The organism is Roseovarius pacificus (assembly GCF_900142665.1).
Taxonomy (GTDB): domain Bacteria; phylum Pseudomonadota; class Alphaproteobacteria; order Rhodobacterales; family Rhodobacteraceae; genus Roseovarius; species Roseovarius pacificus.
In genome coordinates this window covers 1-16,885 of the sequence record NZ_FRBR01000003.1, presented here as the reverse complement: position 1 = coordinate 16,885, position 16,885 = coordinate 1, and the positions used below count along the sequence as shown (strand labels likewise).

The window sequence follows — 16,885 nt, the reverse complement described above, 5'->3', positions numbered from 1 at the left end:
TTCAGTGGCAGGGAAAGCCGGTGGCGTGGCGCACGTCATGGGCGGCATCGTGCAGCGTCGATGCCTGAACGTGCCCGGCGATCGTGATGATGCCGAGGCCCAGTACCATGGCGGCCACGAACGGCAGAACCGAAGATTTTGCAGCGGATTGAACCAGTGCGGTCATTGTCTTTTCTCCTTCTTCGCCTCTCACCCGAGGCGGCGGGTTAGGTCCATGCGATGGCTGGTCTCCTGGCTTGCGGGTCATCGCCGTTCTGCCGCCTTCCCAAGGTGTTACCCCCAGTGGCATTGTGGCAGTGGCTCTCCGCTTACAGTCGCGGGGGCGGCTGACGGTTAAGCGCCCTGTTTGGGTCCGCTGTCACGTCATTCCCAATTCTTCCCGGAACGCTTTGCGCTCATATGGGAACCATTGCCTCACCAATCTGCCCGGAGGACTCGAACCCGTCAAGGCCGATTCCGACGGCCCGCTGCCCGTCCGCGCCATGGCGGGGACGACGGGGCGACACCTGCACCGGTATCTTCAACCTGGTCCGGGCAAGGCCGATGAAAGGCAAGGAATGGCTGAATTTCGCATATATCTTGTGGATAAGTCCCTCTGCGCACCCATATCGTGGGGTTTGCCGTTGACAGACGCCCCGGCACCCCGTCACATTTTGAGAACGACGGAATCACACGCCCGAGGTGCCCTTGCAGTTCTCCAAGCTCAGACTGACCGGCTTCAAAAGCTTCGTCGACCCGACGGACCTGCATATCGCGCACGGTCTGACCGGGGTGGTGGGGCCGAATGGCTGTGGCAAGTCGAACCTGCTGGAAGCACTGCGTTGGGTCATGGGGGAAAACCGCCCCACCGCGATGCGCGGCGGCGGGATGGAAGACGTGATCTTTGCCGGTGCCGCCTCGCGTCCGGCGCGCAACTTTGCCGAGGTGGCGTTGCAGATCGACAATTCGGACCGTCTGGCGCCGTCGGGCTTCAACGACAGCGACGTTCTCGATGTCGTGCGCCGGATCACCCGTGACGTGGGCAGCGCCTACAAGGTCAATGGCAAGGACGTGCGCGCACGTGACGTGCAGATGCTCTTTGCCGATGCCTCAACGGGGGCGCATTCGCCCGCGCTGGTCCGGCAGGGCCAGATTTCGGAACTGATCAACGCCAAGCCCAAGGCCCGCCGCCGCATTCTGGAAGAGGCTGCCGGGATTTCGGGCCTCTATCAGCGTCGGCACGAGGCCGAACTGAAACTGAAAGGCGCCGAGCAGAACCTGACCCGCGTCGATGATGTGATCGAACAACTGGCCGGGCAACTGGCGCAACTGGCCCGGCAGGCCCGGCAGGCCGCCCGCTATCGCGCTATCGGTGAAGAGTTGCGCCAGGCCGAAGGGCTGTTGCTCTATCGTCGTTGGAAAGAAGCGGATTCTGCCCGTGCCCGCGCCGAAGAGGAACTGCGTGATCGTACCACTGCTGCCGCGCAGGCCGAATCCGCAGCCCGCGAAGCCGCCAAGGCCCGCGCCAGGGCCGAGGACGCCCTGCCGCCCTTGCGCGAGGAAGAGGCGATTGCCGCCGCTATCCTGCAACGTCTTCAGGTCCAGCGCGATACCCTGAACGAGCAGGAGCAAAACGCCCGTACGCGGATCGAAACCCTGCACAGCCGGATCGAACAGCTGGGCCGGGATATCGACCGTGAATCGGGCCTGAACCGCGATGCGGGCGAAACCATCGAGCGCCTCGAATGGGAGGCCCGCGAACTGGCCAAGGCCAGCGAGGGACAGTCCGACAAGCTGGCCGCTGCTGCCGAGGCCTCGCACGAGGCGGCACAGGTGTTGCAGGATCGCGAAACCGATCTCAGCCAGTTGACCGAAGATGTTGCGCGTCTTGCGGCACGGCATCAATCGGCGCAGCGATTTCTGGAGGACAGCCGCAAGACCCTCCATAAAAGCGAGGCTGAGGCCGAGCGCGCCCGCAGTGCGGCGCAATCCGCCAGGGATGCGCTGGCGCGCGCCGGACAGGATTACGAGGCTGCGCAAACCGCCGAGACCGCCGCGCTCAAGGCCGCCGAGGCCGCCGAGGAAACGCTGAACGCCGCCGAAGCCGCCCGCGCCGAAACACAGGCGCGCGAAACGACAGCGCGCGCCGAACGCTCCGAAGCCGAAGGCGAGGTCAACGCCCTGTCCGCCGAGGTGACGGCGTTGGCGCGGCTGGTGGATCGTGACACCGCCGAAGGCGGGCAAATCCTTGATCGTTTGCAGGTCGAGCAGGGCTTTGAAAAGGCGCTTGGTGCGGCCCTGGCCGACGATCTGCGCGCCCCCGAAGTGGACGAGGACGGCCCTTCAGGCTGGCTGGTTCTGCCGGGGTATCAGGCCGCACAAACCCTGCCCGAAGGCGTGACCGCGCTGACCAATCACGTTTCGGTTCCCGAAGTACTGGCGCGGCGCATGTCCCAGATCGGTCTGGTTGAGGCCGAGGACGGCCCGCGCCTGCAACCCTTGCTCAAGCCCGGTCAGCGCCTTGTCACCCGCGAGGGCGATCTGTGGCGGTGGGACGGATACAGGGCCTGGGCCGAGGATGCGCCATCGGCTGCCGCGTTGCGCCTGCAACAATTGAACCGGCTTGAAGAGCTCAAGCAGGAACTGGCCCATGCCACGGCGCGGGCCGAGGGGGCGTCACATGCCCATGAAACCCTGCGTGCGAAACTGGCCGACCTGGCCGAGGCCGACAAACAGGCCCGCGAAGCGCGCCGCGCCGCGGATACCGATCTCAATCAGGCCAACCGCGCCCTCAGCCGGGCCGAGGCCGACCGCAATCTGGCGCAATCCAAGCTGGAATCGATGGGGCTTGCCGTCACCCGCCATGAGGAAGAGGCGCTCGCCGCCCGTCAGCAACTTGCCGAGGCTGAAAAGGGCGTGCAGGATCTGGGCGATCTCGACGCCGCCCGCGCCGAGGTCGAAGATGTTAAGATGACGGTCGAAGCCGCGCGGATGACCATGATGGCCCGACGGTCGGGGCATGACGAATTGCGCCGCGAGGGCGAGGCGCGCACCCGGCGCGCGCAAGAGGTCACCAAGGAGATCAGCGGCTGGCGTCACCGTCTGGAAACCGCCGAAAAGCGCAGCGCCGAACTGGCCGAACGCAAGGCCGCCTCCGAGGACGAACTGGCCGAGGCCAACGCCGCCCCCGAGGAAATCGCAGCCAAGCGCGCCGAGTTGAGTTCGGAAATCGACAAGGCCGAGGCCCGCCGGGCCGAGGCCGCCGATGCGCTGTCCTCTGGCGAAGGGGCTGCGCGCGAAGCCGTGGCTGCCGAGCGCGATGCCGAACGCACCGCGTCCGAGGCGCGCGAAGCCCGCGCCCGGTCCGAAGCCCGCGCCGATGCCGCCCGCGAGGCGCAGGCCTATGCCGCCGAGCGCATCGCGGACGATCAGGAGACCACGCCCGAGAACCTTCTGGAGCAGTTGCAGGCCGATTCCGAAAAGATGCCGGCATCAGAGGCGATCGAGGCCGACGTGAACCGCCTGAAACGGCAACGCGACGCGCTTGGCGCGGTCAACCTGCGCGCCGAGGAAGACGCCCGGGAGGTACAGGAAGAGCACGACTCGCTGGTTACCGAAAAAGCCGATCTCGAAGGCGCGATCCGTGAATTGCGCAACGGGATCGCCAGCCTGAACCGCGAGGGGCGCGAACGCCTGCTGACCGCATTTGAGCAGGTGAATTCCAACTTCGCCATGCTGTTCACCCATCTCTTCGGCGGCGGCGAGGCCAATCTCGTCATGGTCGAGAGCGACGATCCACTGGATGCCGGGCTTGAAATCATGTGTCAGCCTCCGGGCAAGAAACTGGCCACGCTGTCCCTGCTGTCGGGTGGTGAGCAGACGCTGACGGCACTTGCCCTGATCTTTGCGGTGTTCCTGGCGAATCCCGCGCCGATCTGTGTGCTTGACGAGGTCGACGCGCCGCTGGACGATGCCAATGTGGGCCGGTTCTGCGATATGCTGGACGAAATGTGCCGCCGCACCGAAACCCGCTTCCTGATCATTACCCACCATGCCGTCACCATGAGCCGCATGGACCGCCTGTTTGGCGTCACCATGGCCGAACAGGGCGTCAGTCAGCTGGTGTCGGTCGATCTCAAGAAGGCCGAGGCGATGGTGGCCTGATCACTCTGAATTTTTCGTACAATTTAACCTTTCCTTCAGCGCCGGGGCCGATGTTCAATCCGCTGTGAACCTTCGCAGCGGAAGGAGGTGGTCAGACTGACCGAAAGGAACTTCCGAAAATGGATGGTTGCGATTGCAGCGGGAACGCTGCTGATTGCCGTCATCCGGCTTTGGATAGGGCGATGACGCCCTGACAAGGAAAGACCCGGCAGAGGCGCATCTCTGCCGGGTCAACTGTTCAGTGGAAAAACTGACAGAACTTCCGATATGCCCAGCATGATGCGTAATCCTTGCCAAAAAGTAAAGAACACCGCGCGCATCGTGGTTAACGCCGCTGTTTCCTTCCCATCACATCCGCGCGGGTTCTCGCCGGGCTGTCTCGACATCCGCTGATGCGCCCGATAGCTCTTTGGGATGACGCAGTTTTACCCGGTCAGGACGATGCCACCGATGCAGCTTTTCTTGCGCTTTTTTGCTTTTCTTGGCCTCGTGGCCCTCGCCGCCTGCGGAACCCCGCGCCCCGATGGCCCGCCACCGCCCGGCACCGCGCGGGATGTGGCGCGGCTCGAACAGGCGATCCTTGCCCTCGGCCCCGAGGTCGATCCGAAAGAAGCGCACCGCGCCGCGCGCATCTCCTATGAACATACGCACCGGCTGGCATTGGAATATCAGATCACCGATCCGCCAATCATCCATAACACCAAGGTCAATATGGGTATTAAACCTCGCGGTCTGTGCTGGCATTGGGCCAAGGACATGGAAACCCGCCTGAAACAAGAGGATTTCCAGACGCTGGACCTGCATCGCGCCATCGCCAACGCCAAGAACCCGATCCTGCTGGAACACAGCACCGTGATCATCAGCCGTGGTGGTGATACCATGTATGATGGGATCGTACTGGACCCCTGGCGCGAGGGGGGTGTGTTGTTCTGGTCCCCGACACGCGACGATCATCGCTACACCTGGCACCCCAGGGCCGAGATTCTGGCCTGGAAGCTGGGCCATGACCGCGCTCAGCAATTGCTGGCGACCTCAGGAAACTGATCCGCCCGACCCTCAAAGCCTGTTCAGCAAATCCCGTGTCGGCCATGCGTCGGCGGGCAGCCCGAGTTCCTGCTGTACGTCCTGCACGGCGGCGCGGGTGCCCGCACCGAGGATTCCGTCGATCTCGCCCACGTCATAGCCCCGTGCGGCCAGCTTGCGCTGCAAATCCTTCATCTGTGTATCCGACAACCCTCGCGCGGGAGTGCCCGCATTGAACACTGGTGCACCCTCCAGACGGTTGGCGAAATAGGCGGCGGTCAGGACGTAGACGAAACTCTGGTTCCATTCGAAATAGACCCGGAAATTCGGATAGGCCAGAAAGGCCGGGCCGTTGCGCCCCTGCGGCAGCAACAGGCTGGCGGGCAGGTCGCCTGCGATCTGCCCGTGTCGGGCCTGCACCCCCATCCCCGCCCACTCCGAGGCCGGTTTCACCGTGCGCAGCCCGGTTTGTGCCCAGTCCATCCCTTGCGGCAGGGTCACCTCCTGTAGCCAGGGTTCGTTCGGACGCCAGCCAAGCTCGCTCAGCATCTTCGCGCCCGACATCAGCGCATCGGGGGCCGATGTTTTAAGGCTCACATGCCCGTCGCCATCGCCATCCACCCCGTTGTCCAGAATGTCGCGCGGCAGCATCTGCACCATGCCGATTTCACCGGCCCATGCCCCGGTCGTCCTGGCCGGGCTGAAATCGCCCTTTTCGAACAGTTCCAGCGCGGCAAAAATCTGAGGGCGGAACAATTCGGGGCGACGGCAATCATGCGACAGCGTGACCAATGCGTTCAGCGTGTTGAAATCCCCCTGAACCGCGCCGTAATCGGTCTCGAACGCCCAGAAGGCCAGTAACACACCGCGGCTGATGCCGTACTCGCGTTTGATCCGCTCAAAGGTCGCATCGTACTGCTTTGCCAGTTGCCGGCCCTTCTGCATGCGGTTCGCGCTGATCAGGCGACGCGCGAAATCGACGAAGGGCATCTGAAACACACCCTGTTTCCGGTCGGCCGTGATGACGGCGGGATCGTGCCGCACGGGCGCGAAAAACCGTGTCACGCTGTCGGGGGCATGACCCCGCGCGATGGCCTCTTGTCGCAACGCGTCGACAAATCCACCGAAACTGCCGCCACAGGTTTGGGCGCTGGCAGGCCCTGCAAGGCAAAGGGCAAGAAAAAGGGGCAACGGGCGCATTAGGGTACCTTCGTGACGGATTGATTCACGACCCAGCCTATTAGATCGCCCCGCAATCCGAAAGCGCATGATCCGGGTCGCCCTGCGCCGCGCTTCGTGGGCACTCTGACGCTCTCACATACCATCGCCCGAGGCCACCATGATCGACTGGACCCTGACTTTGCTGATTTTCCTGTTCCCGCTGGCCTACAGCCCCGGACCCGGCAACATGGTCTTTGCCGCCAATGGTGCGCGGTTCGGCATGTTGCGCACGGTCCCGGCCAGCGCCGGGTACCACGCTGCGACATGGCTGGTGACACTGGCCATCGGTTATGGGTTTGCCACCGGTCTGAGCCGGCTCCCAAGCCTGATGATGGGGCTGCAATGGGCAGGTGCGGCGTGGCTGCTCTATCTGGCCTGGGGCTTCCTGCGCGCGGGCCGGGTCGGGGTCACGCCCGAAGCCCGGCCTCTTGGGGCAGGGGGCGGTGTGTTGTTGCTGGTTCTCAACCCCAAGGCTTACATGATCATCGCGCTGATGTTCTCGCAATTCCTGCCGGGCGCACCGGGCGGGCCGGTGATGTCGGTGATCTGGATCACCACGCTGTTCACGCTCAACAATCTATTGGCTTTCACCATATGGACGGCGGCGGGTGTCCGGCTTGCCCGCGCGTTCGGCCGGGAGGATCAGGCGCGCAGGCTCAATGCCGGGTTCGGGCTGGCGCTGGCCGGGGCGGCACTCTGGCTGATGCTGGGTTAAACCGCACAGCCGATCAGCGCCAGCACGACGACACTGGCGAATGCCGCCCCCCATGCCCGCCAAAGGGCGGCACAGGCCGCTTCGACCTGCCCCGCGCCGATATCCTTGTGCCCAAAGCGATGTACCCACGGGAAATGCTTCAGCGTTCCGTCATAGGATCGCGGCCCCGACAGCGCCACGTTCAGGGCGCGGGCCATGGCCGCCTCGGGCCAGCCTGCGTTGGGCGACCGGTGCTGGCGTGCATCGGCCATGATTGCCCGCCACTCGCGCAGCCCCCAATGGGTGAGCGCGATCAGTGCCGCGGTCAGGCGTGCGGGGATCACGTTCAGCACATCGTCCAGCCGCGCCGCCGCCCATCCGAAGGCCGCAAAGCGTTCGTTGCGATAGCCGATCATCGAATCCGCCGTGTTCGTGACCTTGTACAAGAGCAGCCCCGGCAGCCCCGCCACCAGAAACCAGAAGGCCGGGGCAATCACCCCGTCGCTCAGGTTTTCGGCGGCGGATTCGATCGCGGCGCGGGCAATATCGGCGTCGTCCATCTCTCGCGTATCGCGCCCCACGATCATGCCCACGGCGCGGCGCGCCTCACCGGTTGACAGGCGCAACCCATCGGCAACCGCGCGCACATGATCCACGAGAGAGCGTTGCGCCAGCAAAATGGCGACCACGATCACCGCAACCGGCCAGCCGAACAGACTCAGGATCAGCCCCGCAAGCACCGCACCACACCCCAGCAGAACCATTGCAGCGATCCCCTTGGCCCGCCGCGCAGCGCCGGTGTTCAGCCGCTCTTCCAGCCAGCCAATCGCGCGCCCCATCAGAACCGCCGGATGCGGCACCCGGTTCCACAGCCAACGCGGTTCACCCAGAAGGGCGTCCAGCAGCATGGCGCAGATCAGAACGGTTGCCGTGGTCATAACGCTGCCTCCAGTCGCGCCCACTGATCCGGTGCAGGCAGACCCAGCCTGAGCCATTCCGGGGAATAGGGAAAGACGCGGCTCCAGATGCGGTGTTTCGCCAACTGGTCCTGCCAGCCCTGCGCGTCCTCGGTGCGATAGAGACGAAACAGCGGGCATCCCCCCTCGACGGTGGCGCCCGCCCGCGTCATCAGGGAGTCCAGACGTGCGGCATCGGCGGCCAGACGTGCGCGGGTGTCTTCGGCCCAGCCGGTATCGTTCAGCGCGATGCGCCCGATCTCCAGCGCCGGTCCCGATACCGGCCACGGCCCCAGCATCCCGGCCAGCCGTGCAATCGTGTCGGGGGCGGCAATGGCAAAGCCCAGCCTCACCCCGGCCAGCCCCCAGAACTTGCCGAAACTCTTCAGCACGATAACACCGGGCCGCGCCGTGTGGGCAACAAGCGAACGGTCGGGGGCCACATCGGCAAAGCTTTCGTCGATGACGGTCAGCGACGCACCCGGTGCCGGCCTGTCATGCCATGCGCCCGTGGGATTGTTGGGGTGGACGATCACCGTCGCATCCGGGTTGTCGGCGCTCATGTCCCAGCCATGCGCGGCAAAGGCTGCGGCATGTTCGTTATAGGTGGGGCCGGGAATATGCACGCGCCCCGCCGATGTCAGCCCCGGAAGGCGGGCGATCAGGCTCGATGCGCCGGGCGCGGCCAGCACCGCCGCACCGTCCGGCACCTTCCAGAACCGCCGCGCGGCATCGTCCAGCGCCTGTTGCGCGGCGCGGTCGGGCAGGGCGGTCCAGGCTTCGGCTGGCAATACGGGGAGGGGATAGGGCACCGGGTTGATGCCGGTGGACAGGTCGATCCACGCAGCGCGTGTGCCGCCATGGCGCGCAACCGCGTCATCCAGCCCGCCCCCGTGATCGCGTCCGTCACTCACGGCTCAATCCCCGGACTTGGGCAGTGGCGGATGGCGGGTAACGAAATGCCCTTTCACCCCTTGCGGCCATTGCCGGTAGGGCACCTGTCCCGTGTCGCTGTCGGCGTGCAGTTCCGCATAGTCCACGATGGCTGCGGCAGACTCGGCATCGGGGCTGAAACGGCCAAGCGTATAGGCCAGCTTGCCCTCGGCCTGGATCGCCACGTTGCAGCCATGAGTACACCCCATCAGGCAGGACACGCGCCGCGTTTTCACGTTCCGCCCCTGTGCGTGGTGTTCCACCAGTTCGGCCATGTCCTCACCATGCGGGCGGTCATGGGTACTTGCGTCCCAATCTTCCCCTTTGCAGGTATCGCATACCGTGATCCAAGTGGTCATGTTGAGGGTCTCCTGATCGCTGATCGCCTTTGAACCGGGATTCGGGGCGCAAGACAAGCGGTCATTGGCCGATTGCCGCCACGCCCGGAAGACGGTTAAGATTTTATTAATCCTTGAGTCAAATTAAGGATACATTGAACAGGATTAAACCGGACGGCAGTTTCCAGCATGCTCCGGCAGAGGGAATAGATGAAGGTTCTTATTGTCGAAACCGCGCCTGAACTTGGCCGCCTGTGGCAACGCCACCTCGAGCGGCAGGGCATGGAAGTTCGGCTGGAACACGGCCAGTCCGGCGCTGCTGCGGCGCTGTCGGCTCAGCGGTTCGACGTGATTATCCTGAACGTCATTCTGGAGGAAGGCAGCGCCCTGGCCGTCGCGGACCTTGCCAGCTATCGCCACCCGGAGACACAGGTGATCTTCGTGACCAATACCTCGTTCTTCTCGGATGGGTCGATCTTTGCGCTCAACGCCAATGCCTGCGCCTTCGTGCAAAGCGATACGCCGCCAGACGATCTGGCGGCGATGGTCGAACATTACGGGCGGTCGGACTGATCCCGGCGGGAGGAGGCGTTACGCCCCGCCACCGGGTTCGATCATGAAACAGGTGACCTGCTTGGCCTGAAGACGGCGACAGGCCAGATCGGCGGTTTCGCGTGTCATCCCCATGAAATTGGCATCGAATCCGGTGGGGCGCTTGACGACCTTGCGCAGGCTGCCATCCAGCGTGGTCATCTCGTTCAGGGCCGTTTTCAGCAGGATCTTGCGCGCCTGATACTGGCTGGGATAGCGGCCCACATTGATTCCCCAGTTGCGCCCGCCCGAGGTGGACACGCGTGTCACGACCTCTTGTATCGGGTCTGCCGTGGGCTCTTCCAGCCGCGCCAGAACCAGATTCTCGGGCCGTTGCTCGGGGTTGATCTTGGGCAGGGGGGCGCGTGTTGAGCCCTTGGCCTCGGTTTCGGCCGGGGCTTCGACTGCGGCGGTTTCCACAGCGACATCGACATCGGCCTCTTGCGCGGCCAGAATCGCCTGTTCGATATCGGCTTTCGCCGCTACGACAACCGGCGCGGGCTCCTCGGCCACGCGGCGGGCCTGCGGGCGCAGGCTCTGCTTGACGGCGGCGGCCGCGACCAGACGTATCTTCTTGCCGTATCCGCCAGGTGTTCCGTCACCGCCGTCGACCTTGCCCATATAGGGCGGGCGGGCCGGTTTATGCAGAGCAACCTGACGCGGCGCGCGTTGGAATCCCATATCCAGCAATTCGGCCACCCTGGCGTTGCGCGTCGCTGTCGAGCGGCCGCCGAACACCGTTGCGATGATGCGCTCGCCGTTGCGGTCGGCACTGGCGACAAGGTTGAACCCGGCGGCGCGGGTGTACCCGGTCTTGATCCCGTCCGCACCGCGATAGCTGCTCAGAAGCTTGCGATTGGTGTGATACACCTTGCGCACGCCCGCATCCGCGGTGATGCGCGAGAACAGGTTGTAATATTCGGGATAGTCGTAAAACAGATGCCGGCCCAGAATGGTCATGTCCCGCGCCGTGGACAGGTGGCCGCTTTCGGTCAGGCCGTGGGCGTTCTTGAACGTGGTGCGCGTCATGCCGAGCGCCTTGGCGGTGCGGTTCATCCGGCGTGCAAACCGGGCTTCCGAGCCTTCGATCGCCTCGCCCAACGCGGTTGCGGCATCGTTGGCGGATTTCACCGCCGCCGCGCGGATCAGATAGCGCAGCTTGATCGTCTGGCCCGCCCGCAAGCCCAGTTTGCTGGGCGGTTCGCTGGCGGCATGGCTGGAAATCTTGACCGGGCTGTCCAGGCTGATCTCGCCGTTTTCGACCGCCTCGAAGACGATATAAAGCGTCATCATCTTGGTCAGCGAGGCCGGATGCAGCCGCGTATCGGCATTGCGCGAATGAAGGACTTCGCCGGATCGCGCGTCCATCACAAGCGCCGCATATGGCGCGGCCGCCGCACTGAGTGGGACAATCACCAGCATCCAAAACGTGGCCAACGCCACCAGACCCCAGCGGATGGGCTGCCTGCTCCGATCCTTCATGGAACTACTCTTCTCTGCCTCTCGCGCCGCCGATTTTTCGGCTGGCTTATGCTTTTGATTACCTGTCAGCGTAGCATAAGGGAGGGCTTGGTTAAAGTGCTTATTTCACAAGGGTTTCGCGCATGTTTCTCAACATGTTGGGGGTGCGGCGCAGCAATCCGCAACACTGGCGATTGTGGCGGGAATATGGTAGGCGCGCGATGCAAAACGGGGCGTGCTGTCGCACGCCCCGCGAGATTACCCTTTCGGGTGCCTGCAACTCAGTTCAGCGCCTTGTCGCTGATCACATGCGTCCAGGTGCCGTCTCCCGGATGCTTGGTGATCACCGGGTCCGATCCGCCCGACAGCAGCGACTCGACCGTGCGTTCGTAATCCGCCGGGTCCAGCGCGCCGTTCGATCCGGCGGTCAGCTTGGCGACCTCGCTCATCATGCGGATCTGGTGCTCTTCGGTCTGGGCGCCGGTCGCGTCATTGTCCAGCACGATCATCGCGGCCTCTTCGGGGTTTTCCTCGGCCCATTTCCAGCCCTTCATCGACGCCCGGACGAACCGCGCCAGCTTGTCGACCTCGGCAGGATCGTCCAGCTTGTCCTCAAGCACGTACAGCCCGTCTTCCAGTGTTGCCGATCCCTGATCCTCGTATTTGAAAGTGATCAGTTCCTCGGGCGTGATGCCCGCGTCGATCACCTGCCAGTACTCGTTATAGGTCATGGTCGAAATGCAATCGGCCTGCCCCTGCAACAGTGGATCGACATTGAACCCCTGTTTCAGAACCGTCACGCCATCCTCGCCGCCTTCGGTCGGAATGCCCAACTGGCTCATCCAGCTCAGGAAGGGGAACTCGTTGCCGAAGAACCAGACGCCAAGCGTGCGGCCCGGAAAATCCTCGGGAGTTTGCACGCCGGTGCTTTTCAGGCAGGTCAGCATCATGCCGGATTTCTTGAACGGCTGGGCGATATTGACCAGCGGCAGGCCCTTTTCCCGCGCCGACAGGGCGGCGGGCATCCATTCCACGGTCACATCCGCACCGCCCCCCGCGATCACCTGCGTCGGCGCAATGTCGGGCCCGCCGGGCTTGATCGTGACGTTCAGGTCTTCTTCTTCGTAGAAGCCCTGATCCTGCGCCACGTAATAACCCGCAAACTGCGCCTGCGTGACCCATTTCAGTTGCAGCGTCAGGTCATCGGCGGCCTGCGCCATGCCCGCGCACAGGCCGGCGATGGCCAGCCCCAGCGATGTCGTCAAAGTCTTGGTCTTCATCTTGCTTCTCCCGTGTTGAACATTGGGTTTTATGTTTTTTGTTATGCCCGGCCCCGTTGTGATGGATGCCAGAATGTCAGCGCCTTCTCCAACAGGGCGATCCCCCCGTAAAAGGCCGACCCGACAATCGCCGCCACGACGATTTCGGCCCAGACCAGATCCAGCGCCAGTTGTCCCACCGAGGTGGAAATGCGAAATCCCATGCCCTTGATCGGCGAGCCGAAGAATTCGGCCACGATGGCCCCGATCAGCGCCAGCGTACTGGCGATTTTCAGCCCGTTGAATATGAACGGCATCGCGGCGGGCAGGCGCAGCTTGAGCAGCGTTTTCCAGTACCCGGCGGCATAGGTGCGCATCAGGTCGCGCTGCATCGCGTCGGTATCGGCCAGCCCCTCGACCGTGTTCACCAGCATCGGAAAGAACACCATCACCACCACGACCGCCGCCTTGGATTGCCAGTCGAACCCGAACCACATCACCAGGATGGGCGCCATGCCGATGATCGGCAGCGCGGCCACGAAATTGCCCACCGGCAGCAAGCCGCGCTTGAGGAACGGAAACCGGTCCACCGCGATCGCCATCAGGAACGCCGCGCCACAGCCCAGGACATACCCCGTCAACGCGCCCTTGAGGACGGTTTGCACGAAATCTTCCCACAGGATGTGGGTCTTTGCGGCAAAGGTGGCGGCAATCTGCGTGGGCGGGGGCAGCAGAACCGGCGAAATCTCAAGTCCCCGCACCAGCGATTCCCAGATCACCACCACGGTCAGCCCGAAGATGACCGGCACCGCCAGCCCTGTGAACCGTGTCCTGGGCCTGTGCGACAGGACATGGTTCAGCCACCAGCCGCCGATCCATGCCAGAAATCCGAAGACCAGCCAGCTCATCACGCCATCCCCATCCGTTTCAGAACCATCCGCTGGATCATCCCGATCAGCCCCACCAGAACGGCGGCCAGCGTTGCGGCCATGATCAGCGCGCTCCAGATCTGGATGGTCTGGCCGTAATAGCTCCCGGCCAGCAGGCGCGCGCCCAGACCGGCCACCGCGCCGGTCGGCAACTCGCCCACGATCGCGCCGACAAGACTGGCCGCCATGCCGATCTTGAGCGAGGTGAACAGATACGGCATCGAGGACGGCAACCGCAGTTTCCAGAAGGTCTGCGCCGGTGTCGCGTTCCACGTGCGCATCTGGTCCAGTTGCATCGGCCCCGGACTGCGCAGCCCCTTCACCATGCCCACGACCACCGGGAAGAACGACAGGTACATCGAGATCATCGCCTTGGGCAGCAGCCCCGAAATCCCCACCGCGTTCAGAACCACGATGATCATCGGCGCAATGGCCAGAATCGGAATGGTCTGGCTGGCGATCACCCAGGGCATCACGCTCATGTCCATCGTGCGATTATAAACGATCCCGATGGCCAGCGCGATGCCAAGCGCCGTGCCCAGAACGAACCCCAGCCCCGTGGCGCTGAAGGTGATCCAGCTGTGATAGATCAGCGACCGCTTGGAAAACCCGCGCCCGTTGGCCACCATCTCGCCCGTGGTCTTCCACAGCTCGGCCCCCACCTGATGCGGTGCGGGCAGTTTGGGCTTGTTCTGGCTCCAGGTATCGGCGACCAGTTCGGAAAACGTCAGTTCGGTTCCCGCACGCTCGGCCTTGTTATGGGCCCAGGGCGCATTCAGCACGATGGCGGCGGCATACCATATCGCGAAAATGACGGCGACAACGGTCAGGACGGGCACGAGGTTGCGCATCATGCCGCTCCTGCCATCGCTGTAGCGGTCAGGCCCGGTTGCGGTGCGCGTTCAAACCTCATCGCCATGCCCCGCGCGCAGCCCATCGCGGACACGATGGGCGATCTCTATGAATTCGGGCGTGTCGCGGATATCCAGCGGTCGCTGCCGGGGCAGGGGGCTTTCGATCACGTCGGTGATCCGTCCGGGCCGCGGGCTCATGACCACGATTTTCGTACTCAGATACACCGCTTCGGGGATCGAGTGGGTAACGAAACAGATCGTCTTGTGGGTGCTGTCCCAGAGGTGCAGCAATTGCTCGTTCAGGTGATCGCGCACGATCTCGTCCAGCGCGCCAAAGGGCTCGTCCATCAGCAACAGGTCGGCGTCAAAGGCCAGCGCGCGGGCGATGCTGGCGCGTTGCTGCATGCCGCCCGACAATTGCCACGGGAATTTCTGCTCGAACCCGGCAAGGTCCACAAGGCTCAGCACCTCCTTGACGCGCCGGGCCTGCTCGGCCTTGTCATAGCCCATGATCTCCAGCGGCAGGCGGATATTGCCGCCGATGCTGCGCCACGGGTACAGCCCCGCCGCCTGAAATACATAGCCATAGGCGCGGGCGCGGCGCGCCTCTTGGGGGCTGACGCCGTTGACCGTGATCGTGCCGCCGGTGGGGTGCTCCAGATCGGCCATGCAGCGCAGGAACGTCGTCTTGCCACAACCCGACGGCCCGATGAAGCTGACGAAATCGCCCTTCTCGATCTCGAGGTTCACGCCCTTCAGCGCGTGCACCGGTCCGTCGTTGGTTTCAAAGGTCAGCGACAGATCTCTGGCACTGATCACTGTATTGCTTGTCACTCTGGGTCCCCCGCTTGCATCGGCGCCATTGCGCCGTGCTGGCTTGGTCTTGTCAATGGGCCACGCCAACCCGGTCGGGGGCGCAGCCGGTTTTCGTCAGATTCCCGCCGGAATATTCAGCGGGTCGCGGTTGATCTGCTTGGGTGCGGTCAGCTCTTTCCACCTGCTCAGCGCGGTATGTGCCGAAGGGAAGGCCGGGCGCGGCACGAACCGGCCCCGACCGGGCTGTGGCTGGCTGTTCTGCCCCCAGGCCCAGATCACCTCGCCGCGGCTGATCGTGTAACGTGCCTGCGCGGTCACGTCGAACCCCTCGAACACGTTGTAATCGAGGATCGAATGATGATTGCCCGCGCTGATCGTCTTGGAAATCTTCGGGTCCCAGACCACGATATCGGCATCCGCCCCTTCCACGATCGCGCCCTTCCTGGGGTAGATGTTCAGAATCTTCGCGACATTGGTCGAGGTGGCGGCAACAAACTCGTTCGGGGTCAGTCGCCCGGTTTCCACGCCCCGCGTCCACAGCACGGCCAGACGTTCCTCCAACCCGTTCGAGCCATTGGGAATCTTGGTGAAATCATCGACGCCCATGCGCTTCTGCTCGGTGCTGAAGGCAGCGTGATCGGTGGCCACCACCTGCAGGCTGCCCGCCTGCAACCCGGCCCACAGGCTGTCCTGATGTGCCTTGTTGCGGAAGGGCGGGCTCATCACGCGCCGCGCGGCATGGTCCCAGTCGGTGTTGAAATACTCGCTCTCGTCCAGCGTCAGGAACTGCACCAGCGGTTCGCCATATACCCGCATTCCCTTCTGGCGCGCGCGCCGGATCGCCTCATGCGCCTGTTCGCAACTGACATGCACGATATAAAGCGGAACACCGGCGGCATCGGCGATGGTGATCGCCCGGTTGGCCGCCTCGCCCTCGAATTCCGGCGGACGGGAATAGGCATGGCCCTCGGGGCCGGTGATACCCTGTTCCAGCATCTGTGCCTGCATGTCGGCCACCAGATCGCCGTTCTCGGCATGCACCATCGGCAGCGCGCCCAACTCCTTGCAGCGCTTGAAGCTGGCGAACATCTCGTCGTCCTCGATCATCAGCGCGCCCTTGTAGGCCATGAAATGCTTGAAGCTGTTCACGCCCATCTCGACGGCGTCCTTCATCTCGTCGAAGATGGTTTCGTTCCAGCCGGTGATCGCCATGTGATAGCCGATATCGCTGCAAATCTGCGGGGCCGACTTGCGGTGCCACTCGTTGATCGCGTTCCTGATCGACCCGTCCGCGCCCGGCAGGCAGAAATCCACCAGCATCGTGGTGCCCCCGCAGGCGGCGGCCCATGTGCCGGTCTCGAAGGTCTCGGCGGCGGTGGTGCCCATGAAGGGCATTTCCAGATGGGTGTGCGGATCGATCCCGCCGGGGATCACATAGGCGCCCTCGGCGTCGATATACTCATCGCCCTTCAGGTCCTCGCCGATCTGCCTGATCTTCTCGTCCTCGATCAGGACATCGGCCTTCCATGTCCGATCCGCCGTGCAGACGGTGCCGTTCTTGATGACTTTCGTGCTCATATCATGTCTCCCTGTTTTTTCAGCGGGTCGCGGGGTTTCTTCTTGCCGAAACATCCCGGGGGGTGAGGGGCGTCCCGGAAACGATCCGG

The 16,885-nt window shown here is 63.9% G+C and carries 15 protein-coding genes and 1 riboswitch; of the genes, 4 read left to right on the top strand and 11 right to left on the bottom strand.

The genetic code is table 11. The annotated features are described in order from the left end of the window. Window position 1: 1 nt before the first annotated feature. Window positions 2-166 carry a CbtB domain-containing protein gene (locus BUB53_RS07390; protein ID WP_073034080.1) on the bottom strand — a complete coding sequence of 55 codons (165 nt, stop codon included), beginning with the start codon at window positions 164-166 and terminating at the stop codon, window positions 2-4. A gap of 38 nt (window positions 167-204) precedes the next feature. Beyond that, a riboswitch (cobalamin riboswitch) is annotated at window positions 205-426 on the bottom strand. 261 nt (window positions 427-687) lie between these two features. Here BUB53_RS07390 and smc point away from each other — a divergent pair. Both smc and BUB53_RS07380 read left to right on the top strand, forming a co-directional pair. After that, a complete protein-coding gene (gene smc / locus BUB53_RS07385) occupies window positions 688-4,143 on the top strand; it encodes a chromosome segregation protein SMC (protein ID WP_073034079.1) in 3,456 nt (1,151 codons plus the stop codon). A 450-nt stretch (window positions 4,144-4,593) separates the two neighbouring features. Then, on the top strand, window positions 4,594-5,187 hold the full coding sequence (locus tag BUB53_RS07380) for a hypothetical protein (protein WP_073034078.1): 594 nt from the start codon (window positions 4,594-4,596) through the stop codon (window positions 5,185-5,187). A gap of 12 nt (window positions 5,188-5,199) precedes the next feature. Here the strand turns inward: BUB53_RS07380 and BUB53_RS07375 are convergent, their stop codons facing one another. Further along, window positions 5,200-6,366, bottom strand: coding sequence for a lytic murein transglycosylase (locus BUB53_RS07375; protein ID WP_073034077.1), 1,167 nt, complete (start codon window positions 6,364-6,366; stop codon window positions 5,200-5,202). Window positions 6,367-6,505: 139 nt separating this feature from the next. Here BUB53_RS07375 and BUB53_RS07370 point away from each other — a divergent pair, with 139 nt between their 5' ends. Beyond that, a complete protein-coding gene (locus BUB53_RS07370; RefSeq protein WP_073034076.1) occupies window positions 6,506-7,102 on the top strand; it encodes a LysE family translocator in 597 nt (198 codons plus the stop codon). On the opposite strand, the gene cbiB is transcribed toward BUB53_RS07370, so the two are convergent. From cbiB to BUB53_RS07355, 3 genes are read right to left on the bottom strand one after another with little or no spacing between them, the layout of a single operon-like run. Then, a complete protein-coding gene (gene cbiB, locus BUB53_RS07365) occupies window positions 7,099-8,019 on the bottom strand; it encodes an adenosylcobinamide-phosphate synthase CbiB (RefSeq protein ID WP_073034075.1) in 921 nt (306 codons plus the stop codon). The two genes, BUB53_RS07370 and cbiB, sit on opposite strands and share 4 nt — an antisense overlap. After that, entirely contained in the window at window positions 8,016-8,951 is a 936-nt protein-coding gene (gene cobD / locus BUB53_RS07360; RefSeq protein WP_073034074.1) for a threonine-phosphate decarboxylase CobD, read from the bottom strand. Before cobD ends, cbiB begins: the two co-directional genes overlap by 4 nt. 3 nt (window positions 8,952-8,954) lie before the next feature. Beyond that, complete coding sequence (locus BUB53_RS07355; RefSeq protein WP_073034073.1) at window positions 8,955-9,329, bottom strand: DUF1636 family protein; 375 nt, start codon at window positions 9,327-9,329, stop codon at window positions 8,955-8,957. Window positions 9,330-9,518: 189 nt separating this feature from the next. Here BUB53_RS07355 and BUB53_RS07350 point away from each other — a divergent pair, with 189 nt between their 5' ends. Further along, window positions 9,519-9,881: a response regulator gene (locus tag BUB53_RS07350; RefSeq protein WP_073034072.1), complete on the top strand. Its 363-nt coding sequence runs from the start codon at window positions 9,519-9,521 to the stop codon at window positions 9,879-9,881. Between the two features lie 18 nt (window positions 9,882-9,899). Here BUB53_RS07350 and BUB53_RS07345 read toward each other — a convergent pair whose 3' ends face one another. The 6 genes from BUB53_RS07345 to hydA form a co-directional block, all read right to left on the bottom strand. Then, window positions 9,900-11,381, bottom strand: a complete 1,482-nt coding sequence (locus BUB53_RS07345; protein WP_073034071.1) for a D-alanyl-D-alanine carboxypeptidase family protein — start codon at window positions 11,379-11,381, stop codon at window positions 9,900-9,902. Between the two features lie 260 nt (window positions 11,382-11,641). After that, the gene (locus BUB53_RS07340; protein ID WP_308424293.1) at window positions 11,642-12,640 is read right to left on the bottom strand and encodes an ABC transporter substrate-binding protein; all 999 of its coding nucleotides are present in this window, start codon (window positions 12,638-12,640) and stop codon (window positions 11,642-11,644) included. A 41-nt stretch (window positions 12,641-12,681) separates the two neighbouring features. Further along, complete coding sequence (locus BUB53_RS07335; RefSeq protein ID WP_073034070.1) at window positions 12,682-13,527, bottom strand: ABC transporter permease; 846 nt, start codon at window positions 13,525-13,527, stop codon at window positions 12,682-12,684. After that, window positions 13,527-14,402: an ABC transporter permease gene (locus BUB53_RS07330; protein WP_073034069.1), complete on the bottom strand. Its 876-nt coding sequence runs from the start codon at window positions 14,400-14,402 to the stop codon at window positions 13,527-13,529. The genes BUB53_RS07335 and BUB53_RS07330 overlap by 1 nt, the downstream gene beginning before the upstream one ends. Window positions 14,403-14,450: 48 nt before the next feature. After that, window positions 14,451-15,236 (bottom strand): ABC transporter ATP-binding protein, encoded by a 786-nt coding sequence (locus BUB53_RS07325; RefSeq protein WP_073034068.1) that lies wholly within the window; start codon window positions 15,234-15,236, stop codon window positions 14,451-14,453. A 96-nt stretch (window positions 15,237-15,332) separates the two neighbouring features. Then, complete coding sequence (gene hydA / locus BUB53_RS07320; RefSeq protein ID WP_073034067.1) at window positions 15,333-16,796, bottom strand: dihydropyrimidinase; 1,464 nt, start codon at window positions 16,794-16,796, stop codon at window positions 15,333-15,335. Between the last annotated feature and the right edge of the window lie 89 nt (window positions 16,797-16,885).

Excerpts from the sequence above, each read along its gene's own strand:
- BUB53_RS07390 (WP_073034080.1), bottom strand. The coding sequence starts at position 166 with ATGACCGCACTGGTTCAATCCGCTGCAAAATCTTCGGTTCTGCCGTTC.
- BUB53_RS07380 (WP_073034078.1), top strand. The coding sequence starts at position 4,594 with ATGCAGCTTTTCTTGCGCTTTTTTGCTTTTCTTGGCCTCGTGGCCCTC.
- BUB53_RS07375 (WP_073034077.1), bottom strand. The coding sequence starts at position 6,366 with ATGCGCCCGTTGCCCCTTTTTCTTGCCCTTTGCCTTGCAGGGCCTGCC.
- BUB53_RS07370 (WP_073034076.1), top strand. The coding sequence starts at position 6,506 with ATGATCGACTGGACCCTGACTTTGCTGATTTTCCTGTTCCCGCTGGCC.
- cbiB (WP_073034075.1), bottom strand. The coding sequence starts at position 8,019 with ATGACCACGGCAACCGTTCTGATCTGCGCCATGCTGCTGGACGCCCTT.
- BUB53_RS07355 (WP_073034073.1), bottom strand. The coding sequence starts at position 9,329 with ATGACCACTTGGATCACGGTATGCGATACCTGCAAAGGGGAAGATTGG.
- BUB53_RS07350 (WP_073034072.1), top strand. The coding sequence starts at position 9,519 with ATGAAGGTTCTTATTGTCGAAACCGCGCCTGAACTTGGCCGCCTGTGG.
- BUB53_RS07345 (WP_073034071.1), bottom strand. The coding sequence starts at position 11,381 with ATGAAGGATCGGAGCAGGCAGCCCATCCGCTGGGGTCTGGTGGCGTTG.
- BUB53_RS07340 (WP_308424293.1), bottom strand. The coding sequence starts at position 12,640 with ATGAAGACCAAGACTTTGACGACATCGCTGGGGCTGGCCATCGCCGGC.
- BUB53_RS07335 (WP_073034070.1), bottom strand. The coding sequence starts at position 13,527 with ATGAGCTGGCTGGTCTTCGGATTTCTGGCATGGATCGGCGGCTGGTGG.
- BUB53_RS07330 (WP_073034069.1), bottom strand. The coding sequence starts at position 14,402 with ATGATGCGCAACCTCGTGCCCGTCCTGACCGTTGTCGCCGTCATTTTC.
- hydA (WP_073034067.1), bottom strand. The coding sequence starts at position 16,796 with ATGAGCACGAAAGTCATCAAGAACGGCACCGTCTGCACGGCGGATCGG.